Source organism: Streptomyces sp. SID8374 (assembly GCF_009865135.1).
Taxonomy (GTDB): Bacteria; Actinomycetota; Actinomycetes; order Streptomycetales; family Streptomycetaceae; genus Streptomyces.
Map to the genome: position 1 here is coordinate 2,697,800 of NZ_WWGH01000001.1, position 21,383 is coordinate 2,719,182.

General features: G+C 71.1%; 20 protein-coding genes. 9 read left to right on the plus strand and 11 right to left on the minus strand.

The genetic code is table 11. From position 1 onward, the window contains the following. Positions 1–21 precede the first annotated feature (21 nt). Positions 22–1,062 (minus strand): glycosyltransferase family 2 protein, encoded by a 1,041-nt coding sequence (locus GTY67_RS11855; protein ID WP_161278626.1) that lies wholly within the window; start codon positions 1,060–1,062, stop codon positions 22–24. A gap of 307 nt (positions 1,063–1,369) precedes the next feature. Here GTY67_RS11855 and GTY67_RS11860 point away from each other — a divergent pair, with 307 nt between their 5' ends. Next, positions 1,370–2,755: an LCP family protein gene (locus tag GTY67_RS11860; RefSeq protein ID WP_161280045.1), complete on the plus strand. Its 1,386-nt coding sequence runs from the start codon at positions 1,370–1,372 to the stop codon at positions 2,753–2,755. A gap of 140 nt (positions 2,756–2,895) precedes the next feature. Here the strand turns inward: GTY67_RS11860 and GTY67_RS11865 are convergent, their stop codons facing one another. Continuing rightward, complete coding sequence (locus GTY67_RS11865; protein WP_093692655.1) at positions 2,896–3,453, minus strand: acyl-CoA thioesterase; 558 nt, start codon at positions 3,451–3,453, stop codon at positions 2,896–2,898. A gap of 137 nt (positions 3,454–3,590) precedes the next feature. On the opposite strand from GTY67_RS11865, the gene GTY67_RS11870 reads away from it, so the two are divergent. Beyond that, complete coding sequence (locus tag GTY67_RS11870; protein WP_161278627.1) at positions 3,591–4,892, plus strand: LCP family protein; 1,302 nt, start codon at positions 3,591–3,593, stop codon at positions 4,890–4,892. A gap of 53 nt (positions 4,893–4,945) precedes the next feature. Here GTY67_RS11870 and GTY67_RS11875 read toward each other — a convergent pair whose 3' ends face one another. Continuing rightward, the gene (locus GTY67_RS11875) at positions 4,946–5,992 is read right to left on the minus strand and encodes a DUF5954 family protein (protein WP_161278628.1); all 1,047 of its coding nucleotides are present in this window, start codon (positions 5,990–5,992) and stop codon (positions 4,946–4,948) included. 424 nt (positions 5,993–6,416) lie between these two features. Between GTY67_RS11875 and GTY67_RS11880 the strand changes: the two genes are divergently transcribed. Together GTY67_RS11880 and GTY67_RS11885 are read left to right on the plus strand one after the other, a co-directional pair. Next, positions 6,417–7,415 carry a hypothetical protein gene (locus GTY67_RS11880; RefSeq protein ID WP_161278629.1) on the plus strand — a complete coding sequence of 333 codons (999 nt, stop codon included), beginning with the start codon at positions 6,417–6,419 and terminating at the stop codon, positions 7,413–7,415. A gap of 157 nt (positions 7,416–7,572) precedes the next feature. Then, entirely contained in the window at positions 7,573–8,436 is an 864-nt protein-coding gene (locus GTY67_RS11885; protein WP_161278630.1) for a hypothetical protein, read from the plus strand. Positions 8,437–9,025: 589 nt separating this feature from the next. Here the strand turns inward: GTY67_RS11885 and GTY67_RS11890 are convergent. After that, on the minus strand, positions 9,026–9,457 hold the full coding sequence (locus GTY67_RS11890) for a hypothetical protein (RefSeq protein WP_161278631.1): 432 nt from the start codon (positions 9,455–9,457) through the stop codon (positions 9,026–9,028). Between the two features lie 530 nt (positions 9,458–9,987). After that, positions 9,988–10,458, minus strand: coding sequence for a hypothetical protein (locus GTY67_RS11900; RefSeq protein ID WP_161280046.1), 471 nt, complete (start codon positions 10,456–10,458; stop codon positions 9,988–9,990). 172 nt (positions 10,459–10,630) lie between these two features. On the opposite strand from GTY67_RS11900, the gene GTY67_RS11905 reads away from it, so the two are divergent. Further along, positions 10,631–11,203, plus strand: a complete 573-nt coding sequence (locus GTY67_RS11905; RefSeq protein ID WP_093692662.1) for a dihydrofolate reductase family protein — start codon at positions 10,631–10,633, stop codon at positions 11,201–11,203. A gap of 74 nt (positions 11,204–11,277) precedes the next feature. On the opposite strand, the gene GTY67_RS11910 is transcribed toward GTY67_RS11905, so the two are convergent. Further along, a complete protein-coding gene (locus GTY67_RS11910) occupies positions 11,278–11,838 on the minus strand; it encodes an SMI1/KNR4 family protein (RefSeq protein ID WP_161278632.1) in 561 nt (186 codons plus the stop codon). A gap of 88 nt (positions 11,839–11,926) precedes the next feature. After that, positions 11,927–13,084, minus strand: a complete 1,158-nt coding sequence (locus tag GTY67_RS11915) for an acyl-CoA dehydrogenase (RefSeq protein ID WP_093692664.1) — start codon at positions 13,082–13,084, stop codon at positions 11,927–11,929. Between the two features lie 207 nt (positions 13,085–13,291). Between GTY67_RS11915 and GTY67_RS11920 the strand changes: the two genes are divergently transcribed. From GTY67_RS11920 to GTY67_RS11930, 3 genes are all read left to right on the plus strand, one after another. Beyond that, positions 13,292–14,635, plus strand: coding sequence for a UDP-glucose/GDP-mannose dehydrogenase family protein (locus GTY67_RS11920; protein ID WP_161278633.1), 1,344 nt, complete (start codon positions 13,292–13,294; stop codon positions 14,633–14,635). A 236-nt stretch (positions 14,636–14,871) separates the two neighbouring features. Then, positions 14,872–15,234 carry a VOC family protein gene (locus GTY67_RS11925; protein WP_093692666.1) on the plus strand — a complete coding sequence of 121 codons (363 nt, stop codon included), beginning with the start codon at positions 14,872–14,874 and terminating at the stop codon, positions 15,232–15,234. A 61-nt stretch (positions 15,235–15,295) separates the two neighbouring features. Then, a complete protein-coding gene (locus tag GTY67_RS11930; protein WP_161278634.1) occupies positions 15,296–16,474 on the plus strand; it encodes a GDSL-type esterase/lipase family protein in 1,179 nt (392 codons plus the stop codon). Here the strand turns inward: GTY67_RS11930 and GTY67_RS11935 are convergent. Genes GTY67_RS11935 through GTY67_RS11945 form a run of 3 tightly spaced genes read right to left on the minus strand, consistent with a single transcriptional unit; the run spans position 16,471 to position 19,352 of the window. Next, the gene (locus tag GTY67_RS11935; protein WP_093692668.1) at positions 16,471–17,667 is read right to left on the minus strand and encodes a dipeptidase; all 1,197 of its coding nucleotides are present in this window, start codon (positions 17,665–17,667) and stop codon (positions 16,471–16,473) included. The genes GTY67_RS11930 and GTY67_RS11935 overlap by 4 nt on opposite strands. Before the next feature lie 6 nt (positions 17,668–17,673). Further along, positions 17,674–18,216: a 5-(carboxyamino)imidazole ribonucleotide mutase gene (gene purE / locus GTY67_RS11940; RefSeq protein WP_161278635.1), complete on the minus strand. Its 543-nt coding sequence runs from the start codon at positions 18,214–18,216 to the stop codon at positions 17,674–17,676. After that, positions 18,213–19,352 (minus strand): 5-(carboxyamino)imidazole ribonucleotide synthase, encoded by a 1,140-nt coding sequence (locus GTY67_RS11945; RefSeq protein WP_161278636.1) that lies wholly within the window; start codon positions 19,350–19,352, stop codon positions 18,213–18,215. The genes purE and GTY67_RS11945 overlap by 4 nt, the downstream gene beginning before the upstream one ends. 162 nt (positions 19,353–19,514) lie before the next feature. On the opposite strand from GTY67_RS11945, the gene GTY67_RS11950 reads away from it, so the two are divergent. After that, complete coding sequence (locus GTY67_RS11950; protein WP_093692671.1) at positions 19,515–20,048, plus strand: GtrA family protein; 534 nt, start codon at positions 19,515–19,517, stop codon at positions 20,046–20,048. 20 nt (positions 20,049–20,068) lie between these two features. Here GTY67_RS11950 and GTY67_RS11955 read toward each other — a convergent pair whose 3' ends face one another. Further along, positions 20,069–21,334: an ATP-binding protein gene (locus GTY67_RS11955; protein WP_093692672.1), complete on the minus strand. Its 1,266-nt coding sequence runs from the start codon at positions 21,332–21,334 to the stop codon at positions 20,069–20,071. Positions 21,335–21,383 lie beyond the last annotated feature (49 nt).

The window sequence follows — 21,383 nt, forward strand, 5'->3', positions numbered from 1 at the left end:
TCTCGACGGCTGGGCCCGGCCTCAGACCGTCTCGCTGCTGCTGTTGCTGCTGCCCGCCAGGGACGGGCGGCGGCTCGCGATGACCCGCTTGGCCAGGGAGCGCGGGCTGGTGAGGAAGCCGAAGCCCCAGCACATGTGCATGGTCGCCAGCGCCACCGGGATCTGCGCGCGGGCCTTCAGCGAGAGCCCCTTGCCGGCGGGCAGCGACCCGGCGACGATCGCGGCCAGGTACCCGCCGGGGACGACGAGCGCCCACGGGGTGACGGCCGCGCCGACCACGAGACCCGCAGCGATGGCGACGACGGCGGTCGGCGGGGCGAGGTAGCGCAGGTTGATGGAGCCGGAGTGGTAGCGGGCCACCACGTGGCGCCAGCGGCCGTAGTCCTTGTACTGCTTGGCGAGCGCCTTCACCGTGGGGCGCGGGCGGTACTGGACCTTCAGCTCGGGCGAGAACCAGATCAGCCCGCCGGCCTCGCGGATGCGGAAGTTCAGCTCCCAGTCCTGGGCGCGGATGAACTCGACGTTGTAGCCCTCGGCCTGCTCCAGCGCCTCGCGCCGGAAGACGCCCAGGTAGACCGTCTCGGCGGGGCCCGCCTGGCCGCCGGTGTGGAAGGCCGCGTTGCCGACGCCGATCTTCGAGGTCATCGCGGCGGCGACGGCGTCCTCCCAGGCGTTCTCGCCCTCGGCGTGCATGATGCCGCCGACGTTCTGCGCGCCGGTCTCCTCCAGGAGGCGGACGGCGGTCGCGATGTAGTTCGGCGAGAGCATGCCGTGGCCGTCGACGCGTACGACGACGGGGTGGCGGGAGGCCTTGATCGCCGCGTTGAGGGCGGCGGGGGTGCGGCCGGTGGGGTTGGGGACCGTGTGGACCCGGGGGTCCTCGGCGACCAGCTCGGCGGCGATCTCGTCCGTGCGGTCGGTGGAGGGGCCGAGCGCGATCACGACCTCCATCTCACCGGCGTACTCCTGCTCCAGGATGTGCCGGACCGAGTTCCTGAGATGGCGTTCCTCGTTGAGCACCGGCATGATCACGGAGACGGCGGGGTACTGCGCGGCAGACATGTGGTCCTCAGGGGGTCCTCGGGGGCGCCAGGGGTTCCGCACCCCGGGAGGCGGCGTTATTCGGCCGCCACGTTACCGCGAATGGGGGACACCGGTGCGCGCGCCGCCGGGTGGTGGGCCGGGGCGGAGATCGTATGGGCCTACCGTGCGATGGTCCCCTTGCACCGCGGAGGTGTCCCCCCTCGTGCCCGCCCCCCGTCCACCGCAGCGCCCGCCCGGCCCCCGCACCACTCCCCCGCGCCGCCGCCCTCCGCAGGGTGGACGGCCGGTCCGCTCCCGTAAGCAGGACGAGCGGCCGCGCTGGGGCATGCGGGTGGCCACCGGGCTCTCGGTGCTGGTGCTGGGCGCGGGTGGCATCGGTCACGCCGTGGTGAGCAACCTGGAGGGCGGGATCGGCCGGGTCGACCCGTTCAAGGACATGAAGAACCGCCCCCAGTCCGGGCACGGCACCAATCTGCTGCTGGTGGGCACCGACGGCCGGGACACCATCACCAAGGCCGAGAAGCAGAAGTACAAGCTGGGCGGCGCCCCCTGCCACTGCACCGACACGATCATGCTGGTCCACCTCTCGGCCGACAAGCAGCGGGCGAGCGTCGTGAGCCTGCCCCGGGACAGTTACGCCGAGATCCCCGCGCACACCGACCGTACGACCGGCAAGAAGCACAACAGCCACCCGGTGAAGCTGAACGCCGCCTACGCGGAGGGCGGGCCGACGCTGACCGTGCGGACCGTGGAGCACATGACCGGGGTCAAGGTCGACCACTATCTGGAGGTCGACTTCACCAGCTTCATGAAGACGGTCGACGCGGTGGGCGGGGTGCAGATCTGCACGGCCCGGCCGATGAAGGACTCGTACACCGGACTGGACCTGCCCGCCGGCACCCATCGGCTGGACGGGGGCAAGGCGCTTCAGTACGTACGCTCCCGCCATGTCGACGTGGGCTCCGACCTGGGCCGGATGCAGCGCCAGCAGAAGTTCATGGCGGCGCTGATCAAGGAGGCGACGAGCAACGGGGTGCTGCTGAACCCGGTGCGGTTCCAGCAGGTGTCCGCTTCGGTGCTGGGCTCGGTCCGGGCCGACGAGGGGTTCGGTACGGAGGAGATGCTGGCCCTCGGCAAGGCGATGAAGGACTTCAGCCCGGCGTCGTCGGAGTTCGCCTCCGTGCCCATCGGGAATCCCAGCTTCCCGGTCAAGGGCATCGGCTCCACGGTCCAGTGGGACGCGGCGAAGTCGAAGAAGCTGTTCCAGGCGCTGCGCGAGGACCGGCCGCTCGCCCCGGTGAAGGCGAAGCCCGCGGCGGGCGCGCCGAAGAAGGCCCAGGCGGCCCTGGTGGACGTGGCGCCGGAGGAGATCCGGGTGCAGGTCTACAACGGCACCCCGAAGGACGGCCTCGGCAAGGACGTGGACGCGGGCCTGCGCGCGACCGGCTTCAACACGACGAACGCCCCGCTCAACGGCGCCCTGCGGAACCTGGCGCGGACGCTCGTGACGTACGACCCGCGCTGGGACCGGTCGGCGAAGTCGCTGGCCACCGCGTTGCCCGGGAGCGAGCTGAAGGCGGTGAAGGGGCAGGGCGCCACGATGGAGGTGACGGCCGGCGCGGACTTCACGAAGGTGCGGCCGGTGCGGGCGGAGACCAAGCAGACGGGCGAGTTCGCGACGGTGACGGGCGACGAGGTGGTGTGCCCGTAGGGCCTGCGAGGCTCGCCGGGCCCGTAACAGCTGCTCGGGGATCTCAGTCCGGGCCCGTAGCGGCTGCTCGGGGATCTCACCCGGGGCCGTAACGGCCGCTCGGGAGCCTCGGTCCGGGCCCGTGGCGGCCGCTCGGGGTCTCAGTCGTCGATGCCGTCGGCGACGCGCTTCTCCCGCAGCTCCTTGATCGCCCGGCGGCGCGCGAGCCGGTGCGTGCGCCGGATCTGCGCCTCCTGGTAGCGCCGCTTGTCGCGCTCGGTCTCGGGGATCACCGGCGGTACGCGGCGCGGCTTGCCGTCCCCGTCGACGGCGGCGAAGACGAGGTAGGCGCTGCCGACCTGCTGGGCGGGGGTGGACTCGTTCCAGCGCTCGGCCATCACACGGACCCCGACCTCCATCGAGGAGCGGCCGGTCCAGTTCACCTGGGCGCGTACGTGAACGAGGTCACCCACCCTGACCGGCTCCAGGAACACCATCTCGTCCATCGACGCGGTCACCGCGGGCCCGCCGGAGTGCCGTCCGGCCACGGCGCCCGCCGCGTCGTCGACCAGTTTCATGATCACGCCACCGTGCACCGTACCCAGGAGGTTGGTGTCGCTGCCGGTCATGATGTGGCTGAGGGTGGTGCGGGACGCGGCGGTGGGCTTGCCCGGAATCTCTTCTTCCGAGCGCTCCGAGCAGGTGGCCTGATCTGTCATACAGTCCACCTTATGCGCGGGCAGTCCCCCTTGTGCGCGGGCCCGGATCGCGCGCAATGCATCAGCTTCGCAACAGCCCTGGTGCGATTTCCCTTACACCCTGTAATAGCTGTGGGTCGGGACGGCACACTGTTCGGATGAACGATTGGCCCGATCGACGGACCGGCGACCGCAGCGAGCGCTACGGGCGGGGCAGTGCCAGCCCCCAGCCCGAGAGCGCCCGGGCGATGCCCCACATCCAGCGCCGCCCGGCCCCGCCGCAGAGGCCGACGGTGCCCCCGCAGAGCCAGGGGTACGACGACCGCTACCAGGGCGGACAGCCCGGTTACGGCAACAGCCCCGAGCCCGGTTACGACAGCGGCTACAACACCGGCCAGGTCTACGGCGGCGGCGCGGGCGGCGGCGGTCGCGGAGGCGGCCGTGGCGGTGGTGACGCGGGTTACGTCCAGGGCCGCCCGGCCCCGGACTGGCGCCGCCGGATCAAGCTCGGCGCGCTGACCCTGGTCGTCGTGTTCCTCGTCGTCTCCGTCTCCACGTACTTCTGGGCCGACTCGAAGCTGAAGCGCGAGGTCGACCTCGCCAAGGTCATCGAGAGGCCCGGCGAGGGCGAGGGCACGAACTACCTGATCGTCGGCTCCGACAGCCGTGAGGGCATGTCGGCCGAGGAGAAGAAGCGGCTGCGCACCGGTTCCGCCGAGGGCAAGCGCACCGACTCGATGATGATCCTGCACCGGGGCTCGAACGGCCCGACGCTGATCTCGCTGCCGCGCGACTCCCAGGTCGAGATCCCCTCCTTCAAGGGGTCCGAGTCCGGCAAGACGTTCCAGGGCACCGGCCGCCAGGTGAAGCTGAACGCCGCGTACGCCGAGGACGGCCCCGAACTGCTGGTGCGCACGGTCGAGTTCAACACCGGCCTGCGCATCGACCACTACGTCGAGATCGGGTTCGCCGGCTTCGCGCAGATCGTGGACGCGATCGGCGGGGTCGAGCTGGACATCCCGAAGGCGTTCAAGGACAAGAAGTCCGGCGCCGACTTCCAGGCCGGGAAGCAGACGCTGAACGGCGAGCAGTCCCTGGCCTTCGTCCGTACCCGGTACGCGTTCGCGGGCAGCGACCTGGACCGTACGAAGAACCAGCAGAAGTTCCTCGCGGCGCTGGCGAGCCAGACGGCGACCCCGTCCACGGTCCTCAACCCGTTCAAGCTCTACCCGACGATGGGCGCGGGGCTGGACACCCTGATCGTGGACAAGGACATGTCGCTCTGGTCGCTGAGCCAGATGTTCTTCGCGATGAAGGGCGTCACGGGCGGCGACGGTACGTCGATGAACATGCCGATCTCCGGCAGCAACGGCGGCAACCTGGTCTGGGACAAGGCGAAGGTGAAGCAGCTCGTGGAACAGCTGAAGAACGACGAGAAGGTCACGGTCAAGGGCAGCTGAGGCCCCCCGCAAGGCCGTTACGGGGGGCGACGTAAGGGAACATCACCTACGGGCTACGAGCTGTAGGTGATGTTCCCTTCCTCGTCCATGAGGGGATGGATCTGGGAGGGGCCGTAGTCGTCCGTGTCGGACGGGCGCGGCTTCTCCGGCCCGTCGGGACCGATGCGCATCACGCGCTCCACCCGCACGACCTCGTAACGGCGCCCCCGCACCACGAGTTCGTTGGCCCTCCGGCGCGCCATGAACTTCTTCGCGGCCCGGTCGTGGATCGCCTGCTCCTCCTCGTCCACCTTCATCCACGCGGGCAGCTCCGGCAGGTCCGGCAGGTCCGGGAGCTTCGGCACAGGCCGGGTGAGGTGGTGGACGAGAGCGCGCCGGGCGCCCTGCGGGGTCGCGTACTGCCCGGTCACCATCGACCAGGACAGCTCCTTGCGCTCCACCACCCGGAACGTCGTCGGGAGGAGCACGACGCCCGGGTGGGTGGTCAACGCCCTTTGAGAATCGGCCCGTACGTCATCGGGGAAGCGGTCGGCGGTGTAGGAGAGCTGGAGCAGCCCGGCCCGGTCGATCCCCTCGGCCAGCCCGACGGCGGCCGCGTGGTCGACCACGAAGTCCTTGGTGCGGGAGGGGTCGGGCGCGTCCAGGTCCCAGCTGTCCTCGTCCGGGTCCGTGGCCCGGGGCGGCTCCAGACGCCCGTCACCGATCCGGGCGAACTCGTCGGCCCGCACGACGCGGTAGCGGACCCCGTCCGCCGTCACCTCGTTGACCGGCTCCTTCTCCAGCCGGGCCACGGCCTTCAGCAACGACCGCCGCACGGCCCGGTCCTCGGTGTGGTCCTTCGCCCTGAACCAGAGGTGCGAGTTCAGCTCGTCCCGGGCCATCTGCGGGAATCCGGTGTCGAGTTCACCCAGCAGCCGCCAGCGCGGCCGCTCCCCGGGCGCCTGCGCGGCGAGCCCGAACAACGGCCCCCGGACCACGACGTTCGGATACTTCCGCACCGAGGCGAACGCATCCGCCTGGGTGACCTCGAAGACCGGGTCGTCCCGGTGCGTGACGTTGATGGTGAGGTGGTCCGGCGACTTCCCCGGGTGATCGTCCATGCACTCAGTGTGCCCAAGGGGGTTGCCGGTGTCTGGGTTTCCGCCAGAAAGGGCGTACGGGCGTGCAGTTGCCGCAGGGCTGGGCGCGGGGCGGCCACCCGGAATCGCAGCTCAGGCCGGGTCGTTGCGCGTCACGATCCGGTACGGCACCACCGGATCGTGGCCGACCGCGACCCGGTGGGCCGCGACATCAACTACGTAAAGAACCAAGAGAAATAACCCAACCCCACCCCACCCGATCCCGGTGGTCACCTGCGGGAGTGGCTGGTCACCCACACGGGTGAGATTCGCCAACTGGGCTGGATTTTGGATGGGTTGGCAGGCATATGCTCACGCTGATCCAAACCCCAGACATTGAGACGGCCCCCGCCGGGACGGCAATCCCGAGCGAGGACCTGACCACCAAGGAAGAGAACGCTTCCCCATGGCTACCCAGCACGATATCGCCCTCACCCGCGCCCTGGCAGGACTTCCCGGGCCCCTCCCGTCCTCCGGCGTGCTCCACATCGCGATCCCGCACACCGGCCGGTTCACGATCGTCGGCAACCACCTCGCGCAGCACGCCGAGTTGTCGCTCACCGCGATCGGCGTCGGCGTCCACATCCAGTCGCTGCCCGCCGGATCCCTGGTCGGCATCAAGGCGCTTGCCTCCCGGTTCACCGAAGGCGAGACGAGAATCGCCGCCGCTCTGCGCGAGCTGGAGGCTCACGGCTACCTGCGCCGGACCCGGGTGAGGCTGGCGAACGGCCGGATGGTCACCCGCACGGTGTTCTGCAACCAGCCGGGAGCGGTGGGACGGGCCGGGACGGTGGTGGTGCCGCCGGTCCCGAAGGGTGCGGAGGTGTCGGAGGCCGCGGTTCCGGAGGCGCCTCCCGCGGCACCGGAAGAGGCGCCCGCGCCTCCGCCTGAGCGCGAAGCCACCTCCGTACCGGAGGAATCGCAAGCACCCGTACCGGCGGAATCCCGTCCCCCGGTCCGCGTACCACCGCCCACCGCACCCAAGCCGCCACGCCGACCGCTCCCCCAGCCCCACGAGCTGACCCCGGAGCTGCGACAGACCGCTGCCGCGATCCTCGCCGACCTGCGGCGACATGCGAAGGAGCTGGTGCTCTCCGAGGCGGACGTCGAGGAGCTGATCCCCGGCGTGGCCGCCTGGCTGGAGCGCGAAGCGAACCCCGACGCGATCCGCCACGCGCTGACTACCGACCTCCCGCAGCCGCCCAAGTACCCGGCGAAGATCGTCAGGCACCGCCTCACCGTGCTCCTGCCGCCGCCTCTCCCCGGCACGGAGGAGCTGGCCCCGGCCCGCCGCACGCTCGTGATCCCGCTCCAGAACTGCGACGGCTGCGACCGCGCGTTCCGCTCCAGGGAACCGGGCCAGTGCCGGGGCTGCCGGAGCGAGCCGATGGAGGCGGCGGCCTAGGAGTTGCCGTCGTCGAGGTGTCAGGCCGGGGTTACGCTCGGCCCACCGGGCGCGGGGGCGTCCGAGGCCGACGGGTACTGGCCACGCGGAGGCTCGGGGGAAGGGGCGTGGGATCTTGCGCACAGGATCGTCGCGAGTGTCGTCGGTGAGTACGCGGGTGACCGGAATTCTGATGGTGGCGGCCGTGAGCGTCACCCTGATCGTGGGCATCCTGCCGTTGCCGCCGCGAGCGGAATCACGGGATCTGCGGCTCGCGCTGTTCGGCTGCTCGCTGTTGTGCGCGCTGATGTGGATGGCGGTCTCCGTGCGCTCACGGCGTGTGGGCGGGGTCGACCTGGACAAGCCCGTACGGCCGGCGCGACGACCTCCCTCCCGCAGCCTGCCCGTCCTGCTCGCCGTCCTGCTCCCGTTGGCGAGCGGCGCGGCGCTGGTCCAGGCGGTCGGCCCGGACGGTGAGAAGGGTCGTTGGGTTTCGGAGGTGTACGCGGCCGGAGGGGTCGTACACGAGGTTCCCATCGAGAGGATGGTGAGCGAGCCACGGCCGACCGGCGTGAGCGTGAACGACGTCGATGAGTACGCGGCTGACGTCATCGTGACCCTCCCGTTCGACGACGGCTCCCGCCGAACCACCGTCCGGGGCGCGAGGACCCTCGGAGTGCCGAGCGAGGGGAACACGGTGACCGTCATGTACGCCCCCGGCCGGCCCGGGCTCGGCGGGCGGTATCACGACTCCGGCTTCTTCGACAGCGGCGCCGCGCTGCTCTGGATCTGGACGGTGGCCTTGATGGTGGCCGTGTTCGGCTACGGGCTCTACGACCGGGCCGAGGTCCACGCTGCCCGGGGATTCCGCGGTGACGTCCACGGAGTGGCGACGCTGGTGCTCTGCCTGGGGGTGCTCCTCCTGCTGCCCGGCGCGTTCTTCCGGACGTCCACCTCGGCGGGCTGGCTCCTGGCTCTCGCCTCTGCCTGCACTCCCTGGCTGGCCTTGACGTGGGTCATCAAGCGCGCCCAGGTGACGTAGGGGGCATTCGACGTGTCACAGAAGCTCATGCGGCAGTCCTTCTGTCGCGCAGCCTCTCAGCATCCCCAGGTGGCGTAGACGATGACGTTCTTGCCGCTGTCCCTGGCTCCGACACAGACGTCTCGACAGCCGAGCAGCCAGCCACTGGCGCGGCAGCTCTCCTACTGGAGGCCCAGTTCGCGGATGATCTCCGGACAGGCCGGCCGCGAGGGTGAGGGCGAACTGGGTCCCCGGGAAGCCGATCGCTCCGTTGCGGCGGTAGGTCCCATCGCGGGGGCGGAGGGCTCCCGTGCCGTCCTTCCAGTCCCACTCCGCAGGCGATGAGCAGGGGCGCGAGAACTGTGGACAGGAGATGGGCGTCGGGGCTGGGGGCTTCGATCCAGCCGCGCTGGACACGGATCAGCAGACCGGCTCCGGCGAACAGCGTCCCGCCGATCGCCAAGCCGATGGGGCGGGTGCGGGCGAGCGTCATCCAGACGTCGGCTGGCGCGACGGCGAAGAGTATCCCCAGGACGATCAGCATGTACGGGACGTTCGGCCCCGAGTCCCCGGTCCCCCACGGCGGTTCCCCACGGCCGGGACCCACGTCTCAGGCGGTGAACTCCTGGGGAGGCAGGCCCTGCCCGTCGAAGGTGAGCAGGACGTTGGTCCAGCCGCTGTGCACGTCGGCATTGGGGAAGCCGACCAGCTCCCAGGGCGCGTCGATCACCCCCGGCCCGCAGGGCAGGGTGCCGGAGCCCGAGGGCATGGCCAGGGGCACGACCTGGAGGGCGTTGAAGGAGACGGCCACGCTGGTCCCGGCCGGTTCGGTGCACGTGTACACGCCCCCGACGGTCAGGACGCCGCTGTGGAACGGCGGATCGGCCGGCCATGCCGAGGCCCACTGCAACTGCACGGACTTGGTGCCCTGTACGGCGGCAGGCGTGGCGCCCGCGGTGGGCGCGGTCACCACTACGGTCGCGGTCAGACACGCGGCGACGGCTACCAGGCGAAGACGGGGTGCGGACGCGTACCGGAACATGGCGGCTCCCTGAGGTCGGCCGTGCACGAACGACGGGCTCCTCAGGCTGTCCGTCCGCCAGGACGGGGAGGCAGTCGTACAAGGCGGCGCGTGGGCGCAACTCGCGGGCGCACGACGAGCGATGACCACAGCCGCCGCCGGTGTCCCTGATGCGCCGGTGACGGACACACCGAGCCGCCTTCGGCGCAGAGGTGATGGCCGCCGAAAGCGAGGGCGGACGAGAGGGCTCTCGGCGCCGATATGAGAGTCCGCAACTAGGGTGATCAGGTGCTTTCGAACATAGGCCCCCTCGAACTGCTTGTTGTCGCAGCGGTACTCGTCATCCTCGTCACGCCGTCCGTGATCGCCTACCGCAGGAAAGTCGAACGTCTGTGGCTGGTCGTCCTGGTGAACGTGATCGCGGGTCCCAGCGGCCTGCTGTGGTTCGTAGCCCTGTACATGGCCATGACGATGTCCACCCGCTCCACGGAGATATCGGTCGCCGGGTCGGCGGATACGCAACGGCAAGCGGCCGCACCGGGGAGCAGGGGCTACGGCACGATTCCCTTCGGTTCGAGGTCGGCGAAGTCCTCATGCAGGGCTTCCAGGTGACGGCCCGTCGGCTCTCCCGCCGGATCCAGCTCCGCCAGCCTCCAACCCGGCAACTGCTCCTCCACGTCGGCGGGCAGCGACCCGTCCGCCGGGTCGGCCAGGGCGTACAACACCCCGAACGCGGTCTCCCGGGCCACTTCCCGGGCCAGCTCGCCGAGGTCCTCGGGGGTGAGGCCGGCCGCGAGGGCGCGGTCCACGGCTCCGGCGGCGACGCCGTCGCTGCGATAGGCGGCCACCCAGCGGGGCGCCTCCGTGGTCCAGGCGTCGACGTCCTGCCACAGCGTCCGCAGGAAGCGGTAGCGGGCGAGCTGCGGGAGCCCCTCCTCGGCCTCGGATTCGGCCCAGTCCTCCGCGTCGCCGTCCGCTCCCAGGGCGCGGAAGAGGGCGGTGAGCCTGTCGAGTTCGGTCATCCCGGTCATGGGGAGGGAGGGTACCGGCCGCGGTCCGAGCGGGGCCGGACGGATGGGCCTGGCGGGACCGATGAGTTTCGGCGGGGTGCGCGGTCAGTACGTCCGTAAGAGTTGGTGCCCCCACAGGCCACCCACCGCGCGACGCCCGTACGAGAAACCCCAGGAGCCCCCGATGCGCACTCTCATCAGCACCGCCTTCGTCTCCCTCGACGGCGTCGTGGAAGCCCCCGGCGGCGAGCCCGGCTACCGGAACACGGGGTGGACCTTCAAGGACGTGGAGTTCCTCCCGGAGGCGTACGAGATCAAGGGCCGCGAGCAGGAGGAGGCGGCCGCGCTGATGCTGGGCCGGAACAGCTACGAGGCGTTCAGTGCGGTGTGGCCGGGAATGGAGGAGTTCGCGCAATACAAGGTGATGCCGAAGTACGTCGTCTCCACCACGCTCAAGGAGGACGACCTGGTCTCCGACTGGGGCGACACCACCATCCTGCGCTCACCGGCCGAGGTCGCCGCCCTCAAGGAGACCGAGGGCGGCCCGATCATCATCCACGGCAGCGCCGCCCTGAACCGCAGCCTGTCCGACGCCGGCCTGATCGACCGCTACCACCTGCTCGTCTTCCCGCTCCTGCTCGGCGCGGGCAAACGCCTGTTCAGCACGAGCGACAAGGACGTCCAGAAGCTGAAGCTGGTCGAGTACGAGGCGTACGCGAACGGCATCCAGAAGAACGTGTTCGACGTCGTGCGCTGACGCACCGCCGGGTGCGACGTGTCACGGCTCGGAATCGCGGCTCCCGCGCTGTCGAGGCGAGGCGTCGGTGCTCGCTATGCGCCGGAGGACAGTAGTCGGTCTGCGGCCTGGTCCCACGGCTGAGGCTCGGCCACGTCCTCGTTCTCGAAGGCGTCCTCCTCGAACCAGCCCGTCCCCGCAAGCCATGTCTCCAGCCACGCCGCGAGACCGGCGGCGTCGAGGAACCAGCACTCCTCCCACGAGCCGCCGCTGTACGGGTTCGGCTCGAAGAGCAGGACCTGACCGTCCTCGCTGAAACAGTCGACGCCGGCGTACATGGCACAGCCCCAGGTCAGGATCGGTACGACACCTTCGGGCCACTCGGGGTGCTCAACTCCGGCGGATGCCTGACGTCGCTCCAGGTATTCGCCGACGACACTGGAGCCCGGGCCGAACAGGGGCAGCAGTTGGTAGTCGGGGCCGAAACCGCCGTCGGCGACCTCGCCGTACAGGCGCGCGAGCAGGGGATGCAGCGCAAAGCCCAGTTGCGCCTCCGCCTTCGCGATCCGGGCATCGTCGACGGGCGCGGGAAGGTCCCCGCTGTCCGATGCGGCCCGGACGGCGACGCGTTGTACGAGGTCATCGATGTCGGTCATGCCTCGATGCTGTCACTGACCACTGACATGACTCATACGAACGGCCCCCGGCGCCAAGCGCCGGGGGCCGCGGTGACAGCGAAAGCCGTTACGGCAGGTTGCGCGCCATCACGATGCGCTGGACCTGGTTCGTGCCCTCGTAGATCTGGGTGATCTTGGCGTCGCGCATCATGCGCTCCACCGGGTAGTCGCGCGTGTAGCCGTAGCCGCCCAGGAGCTGGACCGCGTCGGTGGTGACCTCCATGGCCACGTCCGAGGCGAAGCACTTCGCCGCTGCGCCGAAGAAGGTCAGGTCGCCGTCGACGCGCTCGGACTTGGCCGCGGCCGAGTAGGTGAGCTGGCGGGCCGCCTCCAGCTTCATCGCCATGTCGGCGAGCATGAACTGGATGCCCTGGAAGTCCGCGATCGGCTTGCCGAACTGCTTGCGCTCCTGGACGTACCCCTTGGCGTAGTCCAGCGCGCCCTGGGCGATGCCGAGGGCCTGGGCCGCGATCGTGATGCGGGTGTGGTCCAGGGTCTTCATCGCGGTGGCGAAGCCCGTGCCCTCCTCGCCGATCATGCGGTCGGCGGGGATGCGGACGTTGTCGAGGTAGACCTCGCGGGTCGGGGAGCCCTTGATGCCGAGCTTCTTCTCCGGGGCGCCGAAGGAGACACCCTCGTCGGACTTCTCGACCACGAAGGCGGAGATGCCCTTGGAGCGCTTGGCCGGGTCGGTGACCGCCATGACCGTGTAGAACTCGGAGACGCCCGCGTTGGTGATCCAGCGCTTCACGCCGTTGAGGACCCAGAAGTCACCGTCGCGTACGGCCTTGGTCTTCATGCCCGCCGCGTCCGATCCCGCGTCCGGCTCGGAGAGCGCGTACGAGAACATCGCGTCGCCCTTGGCCAGCGGGCCCAGATACTTGCGCTTCAGCTCCTCGGAGCCGGAGAGGATCACCGGGAGCGAGCCGAGCTTGTTGACCGCCGGGATCAGGGAGGAGGAGGCGCAGGCGCGGGCCACCTCCTCGATCACGATGACCGTGGCGAGCGCGTCGGCCCCGGCGCCGCCGTACTCCTCCGGGACGTGGACGGCGTGCAGGTCCGAGGCGACCAGGGCGTCCAGCGCCTCCTGCGGGAAGCGGCTCTCCTCGTCCACCGCGGCGGCGAAGGGGGCGATCTTCGTCTCGGCGAGCGCACGGATGGTCTCGCGGAGCATGTCGTGCTCCTCGGCCGGACGGTACAGGTCGAAATCGGTCGAACCCGCCAAGACGCTCACTCCCCAGATGCTAACTACCGTTAAGTAACTCAATTTTAGTGCGGAACCATCGGGACGGCATACGTGAGTGCCACGTGAGCTTCGTGACAGGGGTCGGGCAAAAGGGGAGGTAAGCGGCGCATCGGGTGGGGAGAGGCGGGGGCATCCGCCGCGACTATGCTCGGTTCGCACGTCCGTCCGTACCTCCCAGGAGCACCCATGGCCCTCAGGATCACTGTGATCGGCACCGGCTATCTCGGCGCCACCCATGCCGCGGCCATGGCCGAGCTGGGGTTCGAGGTCCTCGGACTCGACGTCGTACCGGAGAAGATCGAACTGCTGTCCGCCGGGCGCGTGCCGATGTACGAGCCCGGCCTTGAGGACATGCTGCGGAAGCACGTCGACGGCATCGAAGGGTCCACCGGGCGGCTGCGCTTCACCACCTCCTGGGAGGAGGTCGGGGCGTTCGGCGATGTGCACTTCGTCTGTGTGAACACCCCGCAGAAGCACGGCGAGTACGCCTGTGACATGAGCTTCGTCGACAGCGCCTTCGAGTCGCTCGCACCCCACCTCACCCGGCCCGCCCTGGTCGTCGGCAAGTCGACCGTCCCCGTCGGCTCCGCCGCCCGCCTCGCCGCCCGCCTCGCCGAGCTGGCCCCGGTGGGCGCGGATGCCGAGCTGGCCTGGAACCCGGAGTTCCTCCGCGAGGGCTTCGCCGTCGACGACACCCTGCACCCCGACCGGATCGTCGTCGGTGTGGAGAGCGAGCGGGCGGAGAAGCTGCTGCGCGAGGTGTACGCCACGCCGGTCGCGGACGGGTCGCCCTTCGTGGTGACGGACTTCCCGACCGCCGAACTCGTGAAGACCTCCGCCAACTCCTTCCTCGCCACCAAGATCTCCTTCATCAACGCCATGGCCGAGGTCTGCGAGGCCGCCGACGGGGACGTCGTGAAGCTCGCCGAGGCCATCGGGCACGACGAGCGCATCGGGAAGAAGTTCCTGCGGGCCGGGATCGGCTTCGGCGGCGGCTGCCTGCCCAAGGACATCCGGGCCTTCATGGCGCGCGCCGGAGAGCTGGGCGCGGACCAGGCCCTCACCTTCCTCCGCGAGGTCGACTCCATCAACATGCGCCGCCGCGGCCACATGGTGGAGCTGGCCCGGGAGGCTGTGGGCGGCGGATCGTTCCTCGGTACGCGGGTGGGCGTCCTGGGCGCCGCGTTCAAGCCGGACTCCGACGACGTACGCGACTCCCCCGCGCTCAACGTCGCCGGGCAGATCCACCTCCAGGGCGGCCAGGTGACCGTCTTCGACCCGAAGGGGATGGAGAACGCCCGCCGCCTGTTCCCGACCCTCGGTTACGCCGACTCCGCGCTGGAGGCCGTGCGCGGCGCGGACGTGGTGCTGCACCTGACGGAGTGGCGCGAGTTCCGCGAGCTGGACCCGGCGGAGCTGGGCGAGGCGGTGTCCCGCCGGATCATCCTGGACGGGCGGAACGCCCTGGACAGTGCGGTGTGGCGCGAGGCCGGGTGGACGTACCGGGCGATGGGGCGGCCGAAGGCCTGAGCTGCGGAGTTCCGGCGCGGGAGGGACCGCCCCAGGCCTGAGCGCCGCCGCTCCAGCGCGGGAGGGACCGCCGAAGGCCTGAGCGGCGCCGTTCGAGGAGCGCGGGTTTGTGCCCGCGCTCCTCGCGCCGGATGTGCCGCCACTCCCGCAGCGGGTGTGCCCGCACTCCCGGCCCGCGATGGGGTAGGCGTTGTCCCATGCCGCAACAGGGCGGCGATCACCGGGAGGTATGCGTCATGCCCATCGCCACACTCGGCGCCGTCGTGCTGGACTGCCCCGACCCCCTCGCCCTCGCCCGCTTCTACGCCGCCGTCATCGGCGGCACCGTCAAGGACGACGGGGGCCGCTGGGTCGACCTCGTCGACGCCCCGGGGACCCCGCTGGCGTTCCAGGCCGCCCCCGGTTTCGTAGCGCCGCAGTGGCCCCGGCCCGACGGCTCCCAGCAGTTCCATCTGGACCTGACCGTGGAGGACCTGGACGCGGCGGAGCGGGAGGTGCTGGCGCTGGGGGCCCGGCCGCTGGACACGGAGGACCGGGAGCGGACCTTCCGGGTCTACGCCGACCCCGCCGGGCACCCCTTCTGTCTCTGCGCCTGCTAGGCCGAGGCGAAAGTGGCCCGCAGCGCGTGGTGATCGCGCGTCCCGTGGACAGGCTGCAACCATGGACGACTCCCCCGGCTTGATCACCACCCCCCTCACCGACGACCTCGTGCGCGGCGCCCTCGACGTGGAGCGCACCGCGCGCGGTGCGCTCCTCCCCCACCGGCTGCCCGCCCGCGCCCGGGCCCAGTTCGGCGGTGACGAGCAGGTGGCGCAGGCGGAGACCCAGCCCTCCGGCGTACGGCTGGTCTTCCGCACCCGGGCCACCGCCGTCGAGGTGGACGTGCAGCGCGCGGTCATCGGCTACCGGGGTGTCCCGCCCCGCCCGGACGGCGCGTACGACCTCCACATCGACGGGGAGCCGGCCGGGCGGGCCACGGCGAGCGGGGGCGATCTGGTGACGGTGGATCTGAGCGACGGGTCTCAGGAGACGGTCCCGGGTCCGGTCGGCACCGTCCGGTTCGAGGGGCTGGCCGGGCGGGAGAAGACCGTCGAGATCTGGCTGCCGTACACCGAGATCACCGAGCTGATCGCGCTCCGCACCGACGCTCCCGTCGCCGCCGTGGAGCCCGGCGGGCGGCGGGTGTGGCTGCACCACGGCAGTTCGATCAGCCAGGGGTCCGCCGCCGACAGCTCCGCCACCGCCTGGCCCGCCCTGGCCGCCGCCGTGGGGGGTGTGGAGCTGATCAACCTGAGCCTGGGCGGCAGCGCGCTCCTCGATCCGTACACCGCGCGCGCCCTGCGGGACACCCCGGCCGACCTGATCAGCGTCAAGATCGGTATCAACCTCGTCAACCGGGACCTGATGCGGCTGCGCGCCTTCGGGCCGGCCGTGCACGGGTTCCTCGACACCATCCGCGAGGGGCATCCGACCACGCCCCTGCTGGTGATCTCGCCCATCCTCTGCCCCGTGCAGGAGGAGACCCCCGGCCCGGCCGCCCCGGAGTTCAGCGAGGAGGAGGTGCAGTTCACGGCGTTGGGCGACCCCTCGGAGGTGGCCCTCGGGAAGCTGACGCTTCGGGTCGTACGGGAGGAACTCGCCCGGATCGTGGCGGAGCGGGCGGCCGACGACCCGGGGCTGTACTACCTGGACGGGCTCGAACTGTACGGCGAGGCCGACTTCGCCGAGCTGCCGCTGCCCGACCGGCTCCACCCGGACGCGGCCGCCCACCGCCGCATGGGCGAGCGTTTCGGGGCCTACGCCTTCGGTCCGGGGGGACCGTTCAGCGCCGCCCCTTAGCGGATCCGCCGCCCGTCCAGCTCCGTGATCGTCGCGTGGGACGGGCCGCGCGTGGCCTGCTCGTCGCGGGCCACCGCTTCCGCGTCGCGCAGCACCCGTACCGCGTTGCGCCAGGTCAGCTTGGCGAGGTCGCCCTCGGACCAGTTACGCCGCAGGAGCTCGGCGATCAGGTTCGGGTAGCCGGAGACGTCCTCCAGGCCGTTCGGGGTGAACGCCGTGCCGTCGTAGTCGCCGCCGATGCCGATGTGGTCGACGCCCGCGACCTCGCGCATGTGGTCGAGGTGGTCGGCGATGGTCGCCACGGTGGCCTGGGGGCGGGGGTGGGCCGCCTCGAAGTCCTCGTGGATGCGCATCGCCTGCGGGGTGGTGTCCAGGTGGTGCAGGCCGTGCTCGCGCATGTTGCGGTCGGCGGCCTGGGTCCAGGCGACGGCCGCGGGCAGCACGAACTTCGGGACGAACGTCGCCATCGCGACCCCGCCGTTGGCCGGGAGCGCCGCCAGCACGTCGTCGGGGATGTTGCGCGGGTGGTCGCAGACGGCCCGGGACGAGGAGTGCGAGAAGATCACCGGCGCGGTGCTGGTGGCGATCGCGTCGCGCATGACGCCGTCCGCCACGTGGCTGAGGTCGACCAGCATGCCGATGCGGTTCATCTCGCGGACGACCTCGTGGCCGAAGGCCGAGAGGCCGCCGAGGCGGGGCAGGTCGGTCGCGCTGTCGGCCCAGTCGATGTTGTCGTTGTGGGTGAGCGTCATGTAACGGACGCCCAGCTCGTGCAGGGCGCGCAGGGTGCCCAGCGAGTTGTTGATGGAGTGGCCGCCCTCGGCGCCCATCAGGGAGGCGATACGGCCCTCGGCGCGGGCCTTCTCCAAGTCGTCGGCGGTGAGCGCGCGCCGCAGGTGGGTCGGGTAGCGGGCGATCAGCTCGGCGACGATGTCGATCTGCTCCAGCGTGGCGCTGACAGCCGCGTCGCCGGTCAGGTCGGTGCGCACGTAGACGGACCAGAACTGGCCGCCGACCCCGCCGGCCCGCAGCCGGGCCAGGTCGGTGTGGAGCAGGCCGCGCTGGTCGGCGGCGATGTCCCGGGCGTCCAGGTCGTAGCCGACCTGCTCGCGCAGGGCCCAGGGGAGGTCGTTGTGGCCGTCGACGACCGGGTGGGCGGCGAGCAGCTCGTGGGCGCGGGCGAGGTGGTCCACGGGGCCCTACTTTCCGAAGCCGAAGGAGTCGGAGCCCTGGACCTTGGCCCGCAGCCGCTTGCCCTTCTCCGTGGCCTGGGCGTTCAGCTCCGAAAGGAACTCGCCCATCCGCTCCTGGAGCGCCGGGTCGTGCGCGGCCAGGATGCGGGCGGCCAGCAGCCCCGCGTTGCGCGCGCCGCCGACCGAGACGGTGGCGACGGGGATTCCGGCGGGCATCTGGACGATGGAGAGCAGGCTGTCCATGCCGTCCAGGTACTTCAGCGGCACCGGCACCCCGATGACCGGCAGCGGGGTGACCGAGGCCAGCATCCCGGGCAGGTGGGCGGCTCCGCCCGCGCCCGCGATGATCGCCCGCAGACCGCGGCCCGCCGCCTCCTCGCCGTACGCGATCATCTCGCGCGGCATGCGGTGGGCGGAGACGACGTCGACCTCGTACGGGATCTCGAACTCGTCGAGTGCCTTGGCCGCCGCCTCCATGACGGGCCAGTCGGAGTCCGAGCCCATGACGATGCCGATCACGGGTGCGGCCGATGCGGAGGGGGAAGTCATTCGGTGATCGTTCCTCGCAGGTAGTCGGCCGCGTGCCGGGCGCGCTCCCGCACGTCCGCCAGGTCGTCGCCGTAGGTGTTGACGTGGCCGACCTTGCGGCCGGGCTTCACGTCCTTTCCGTACATGTGGATCTTGAGCTGCGGGTCGCGGGCCATGCAGTGCAGGTACGCCTGGTACATGTCCGGGTAGTCGCCGCCCAGGACGTTGCACATGACCGTCCAGGGGGCGCGCGGGCGCGGGTCGCCGAGGGGGAGGTCGAGGACCGCCCGTACGTGGTTGGCGAACTGGGAGGTGATCGCGCCGTCCTGGGTCCAGTGGCCCGAGTTGTGCGGGCGCATCGCCAGCTCGTTGACCAGGATGCGGCCGTCGCGGGTCTCGAACAGCTCCACCGCGAGGTGGCCGACGACGCCCAGCTCGGCGGCGATGCGGAGCGCGAGCTGCTGGGCCTCGCCGGCCAGCTCCTCGGCCAGGCCGGGCGCCGGGGCGATCACCGTGTCGCAGACCCCGTCGACCTGGATGGACTCGACCACCGGGTAGGCGACGGCCTGGCCGTGCGGCGAGCGGACGATGTTGGCCGCCAGCTCCCGTACGAAGTCGACCTTCTCCTCCGCGAGGACCGGGACCCCGGCGCGGAACGGGTCGGCCGCGTCCGCCTCGGAGCGGACCACCCACACGCCCTTGCCGTCGTACCCGCCGCGCACGGTCTTGAGGATGACGGGGAAGCCCCCGGCCTCCTCGGCGAACGCGGCGGCGTCGGCCGGGTCGCTCACGATGCGGTTACGGGGGCAGGGCGCGCCGATCTCCGCGAGCCTGGCGCGCATCACCCCCTTGTCCTGCGCGTGCACCAGGGCATCGGGGCCGGGGCGCACGGGGATGCCGTCCGCCTCCAGGGCCCGCAGGTGCTCGGTGGGCACGTGCTCGTGGTCGAAGGTGATCACGTCGCAGCCCTGCGCGAAGGCGCGCAGCGCCTCCAGGTCGCGATAGTCGCCGATGACGACCTCGCTGACCACCTGGGCCGCCGAGTCCTGGGGCGTGTCACTGAGGAGCTTGAATTTCAGGCCGAGGGGGATACCCGCCTCATGGGTCATACGGGCGAGCTGACCGCCGCCGACCATGCCGACTACCGGGAACGTCACACCCCCAGGGTATCGGGCGCGCCGGGGCGGCCGGGACGCCGTCCGGGTGCCGCCCTCGGCGGGCTCCCGGCCATCACCGGGGCGTCACACGGGAGGGCTGGTTAGCATGGCGGAGTTGACGGAACCGTCGACGCCATCGAACGGACGGACGTAGCGATCACCATGAGCGAACGGGGCGCACTGCGGACCCGGCTTGATCTGCTGGCCCGGGAGGTCGCCAAGTTCGGCGTGGTCGGCGCGTTGGGCCTGCTGGTCAATATGGCGGCCTTCAACCTGATCCGGCACACCACGGACCTCCCGGTCGTCCGGGCGAGCCTGCTGGCGACCTTCGTCGCCGTCCTCTTCAACTACGTGGGCTACCGCTACTGGACCTACCGGGACCGCGACAAGACCGGGCGGACCCGTGAGCTGACGCTCTTCCTGCTGTTCAGCGCGGTGGGCGCGGTGATCGAGAACGGCGTGCTCTATCTGGCGACGTACGGCTTCGACTGGAACACCCCGGTCCAGAGCAACGTCTTCAAGATCCTCGGCATCGGGCTCGCGACCCTCTTCCGCTTCTGGTCCTACCGGACCTGGGTCTTCAAGACGCTCCCCGTCCAGCCTCCGGCCGAGCAGGAGGCCGTGCCCAGTGCGGAACGGTTTCTGGAGCAGCGGCGGTCGACGGAGACCGTAGAGCCCGATCCCGTACGGAACTGACGCCTCCGGTAAGTCTCCGCTCAGCGCACCGGGCGTTCGGGGTCCTTGCGGTCCAGCGGGATGCGGCTGAGGAAGAGCGCGAAGACCGCCGGGTGCTGCTGGAGCAGTTCGAGCCGGCCGCCGTCCGCCTCCGCGAGGTCCCGGGCGACGGCCAGGCCGATCCCGGTGGAGTTGCGGCCGCTGATCGTCCGCTCGAAGATCCGCGCCCCCAGCTCGGCCGGGACGCCGGGGCCCTCGTCGGTGACCTCGATGACCACCTGGTTGCCGGTGACACGGGTGCGCAGGGCGACGGTGCCGCCGCCGTGCATCAGGGAGTTCTCGATCAGCGCCGCCAGGACCTGGGCGACCGCGCCCGGGGTGCCGACCGCCCGCAGGCCGTGCTTGCCCGAGCAGACCAGCGCGCGGCCGGTGGAGCGGTAGGCGGGGCGCCACTCCTCGATCTGCTGCTTGATGACCTCGTCCAGGTCGAAGACGACGGCGGAGCCGGTCCTCGGGTCCCGGGAGTTGGTCAGCAGCCGCTCCACGACGTCGGTGAGGCGCTCCACCTGGGTGAGGGCGATGTTCGCCTCCTCCTTCACCGTCTCCGGGTCGTCGGTCACCGAGATCTCCTCGATCCGCATGGAGAGCGCGGTGAGCGGCGTACGCAGCTGGTGCGAGGCGTCCGCGGCGAGGCGCCGCTCGGCGGTCAGCATGCGGGCGATCCGCTCGGCGGAGGCGTCCAGGACGTCGGCGACCCGGTCCAGCTCGGGCACCCCGTACCGCTTGTGGCGGGGGCGGGGGTCGCCGGAGCCGAGGCGTTCGGCGGTCTCGGCGAGGTCGGTGAGCGGGGAGGCGAGCCGGTTGGCCTGGCGTACGGCGAGGAGCACGGCCGAGATGATCGCGAGCAGCGCCACCGCGCCGATGATCAGCAGTGTGCGCCCGACCTCACGGGTGACGGCCGAGCGGGACTCCTCGACGGTGACCTTCTCGCCCCGCTCACCGGTCTCGGTGGCGCGCAGGACGCTGCCGCCGGGGCGTTCCCCGACGGCGATGGGTGCCCGGCCCGGGATCTCGATCAGGGCGAACCGGTCGGCACCGATCTGCTCCGACAGCACCCCGGAGCTGATCACCTCGTCGCCCAGCAGCCGGCTGTCGACCACGCTGATCAGCCGCAGCGCCTCGGACTCGACGCTCTCCTGGGCGCTGGCGCTGATGGTCCGCGTCTCCACGATGACCAGGGAGACGCCGAAGACGGCGATGACGACGAGGACCACGGCGAGCGTGGAGTTGATCAGGCGGCGGCGCACGGCTGCCGGTCGTGTCGTCGGGCTGCTTCGGCGAGCTGTTCGCCGTCAG

Bases quoted from the DNA above. Each gene is read 5' to 3' on its own strand.
- GTY67_RS11855 (WP_161278626.1), bottom strand. From the start codon at position 1,062: ATGTCTGCCGCGCAGTACCCCGCCGTCTCCGTGATCATGCCGGTGCTC.
- GTY67_RS11860 (WP_161280045.1), top strand. From the start codon at position 1,370: ATGCGGGTGGCCACCGGGCTCTCGGTGCTGGTGCTGGGCGCGGGTGGC.
- GTY67_RS11865 (WP_093692655.1), bottom strand. From the start codon at position 3,453: ATGACAGATCAGGCCACCTGCTCGGAGCGCTCGGAAGAAGAGATTCCG.
- GTY67_RS11870 (WP_161278627.1), top strand. From the start codon at position 3,591: ATGAACGATTGGCCCGATCGACGGACCGGCGACCGCAGCGAGCGCTAC.
- GTY67_RS11875 (WP_161278628.1), bottom strand. From the start codon at position 5,992: ATGGACGATCACCCGGGGAAGTCGCCGGACCACCTCACCATCAACGTC.
- GTY67_RS11880 (WP_161278629.1), top strand. From the start codon at position 6,417: ATGGCTACCCAGCACGATATCGCCCTCACCCGCGCCCTGGCAGGACTT.
- GTY67_RS11890 (WP_161278631.1), bottom strand. From the start codon at position 9,457: ATGTTCCGGTACGCGTCCGCACCCCGTCTTCGCCTGGTAGCCGTCGCC.
- GTY67_RS11900 (WP_161280046.1), bottom strand. From the start codon at position 10,458: ATGACCGAACTCGACAGGCTCACCGCCCTCTTCCGCGCCCTGGGAGCG.
- GTY67_RS11905 (WP_093692662.1), top strand. From the start codon at position 10,631: ATGCGCACTCTCATCAGCACCGCCTTCGTCTCCCTCGACGGCGTCGTG.
- GTY67_RS11910 (WP_161278632.1), bottom strand. From the start codon at position 11,838: ATGACCGACATCGATGACCTCGTACAACGCGTCGCCGTCCGGGCCGCA.
- GTY67_RS11920 (WP_161278633.1), top strand. From the start codon at position 13,292: ATGGCCCTCAGGATCACTGTGATCGGCACCGGCTATCTCGGCGCCACC.
- GTY67_RS11925 (WP_093692666.1), top strand. From the start codon at position 14,872: ATGCCCATCGCCACACTCGGCGCCGTCGTGCTGGACTGCCCCGACCCC.
- GTY67_RS11930 (WP_161278634.1), top strand. From the start codon at position 15,296: ATGGACGACTCCCCCGGCTTGATCACCACCCCCCTCACCGACGACCTC.
- purE (WP_161278635.1), bottom strand. From the start codon at position 18,216: ATGACTTCCCCCTCCGCATCGGCCGCACCCGTGATCGGCATCGTCATG.
- GTY67_RS11950 (WP_093692671.1), top strand. From the start codon at position 19,515: ATGAGCGAACGGGGCGCACTGCGGACCCGGCTTGATCTGCTGGCCCGG.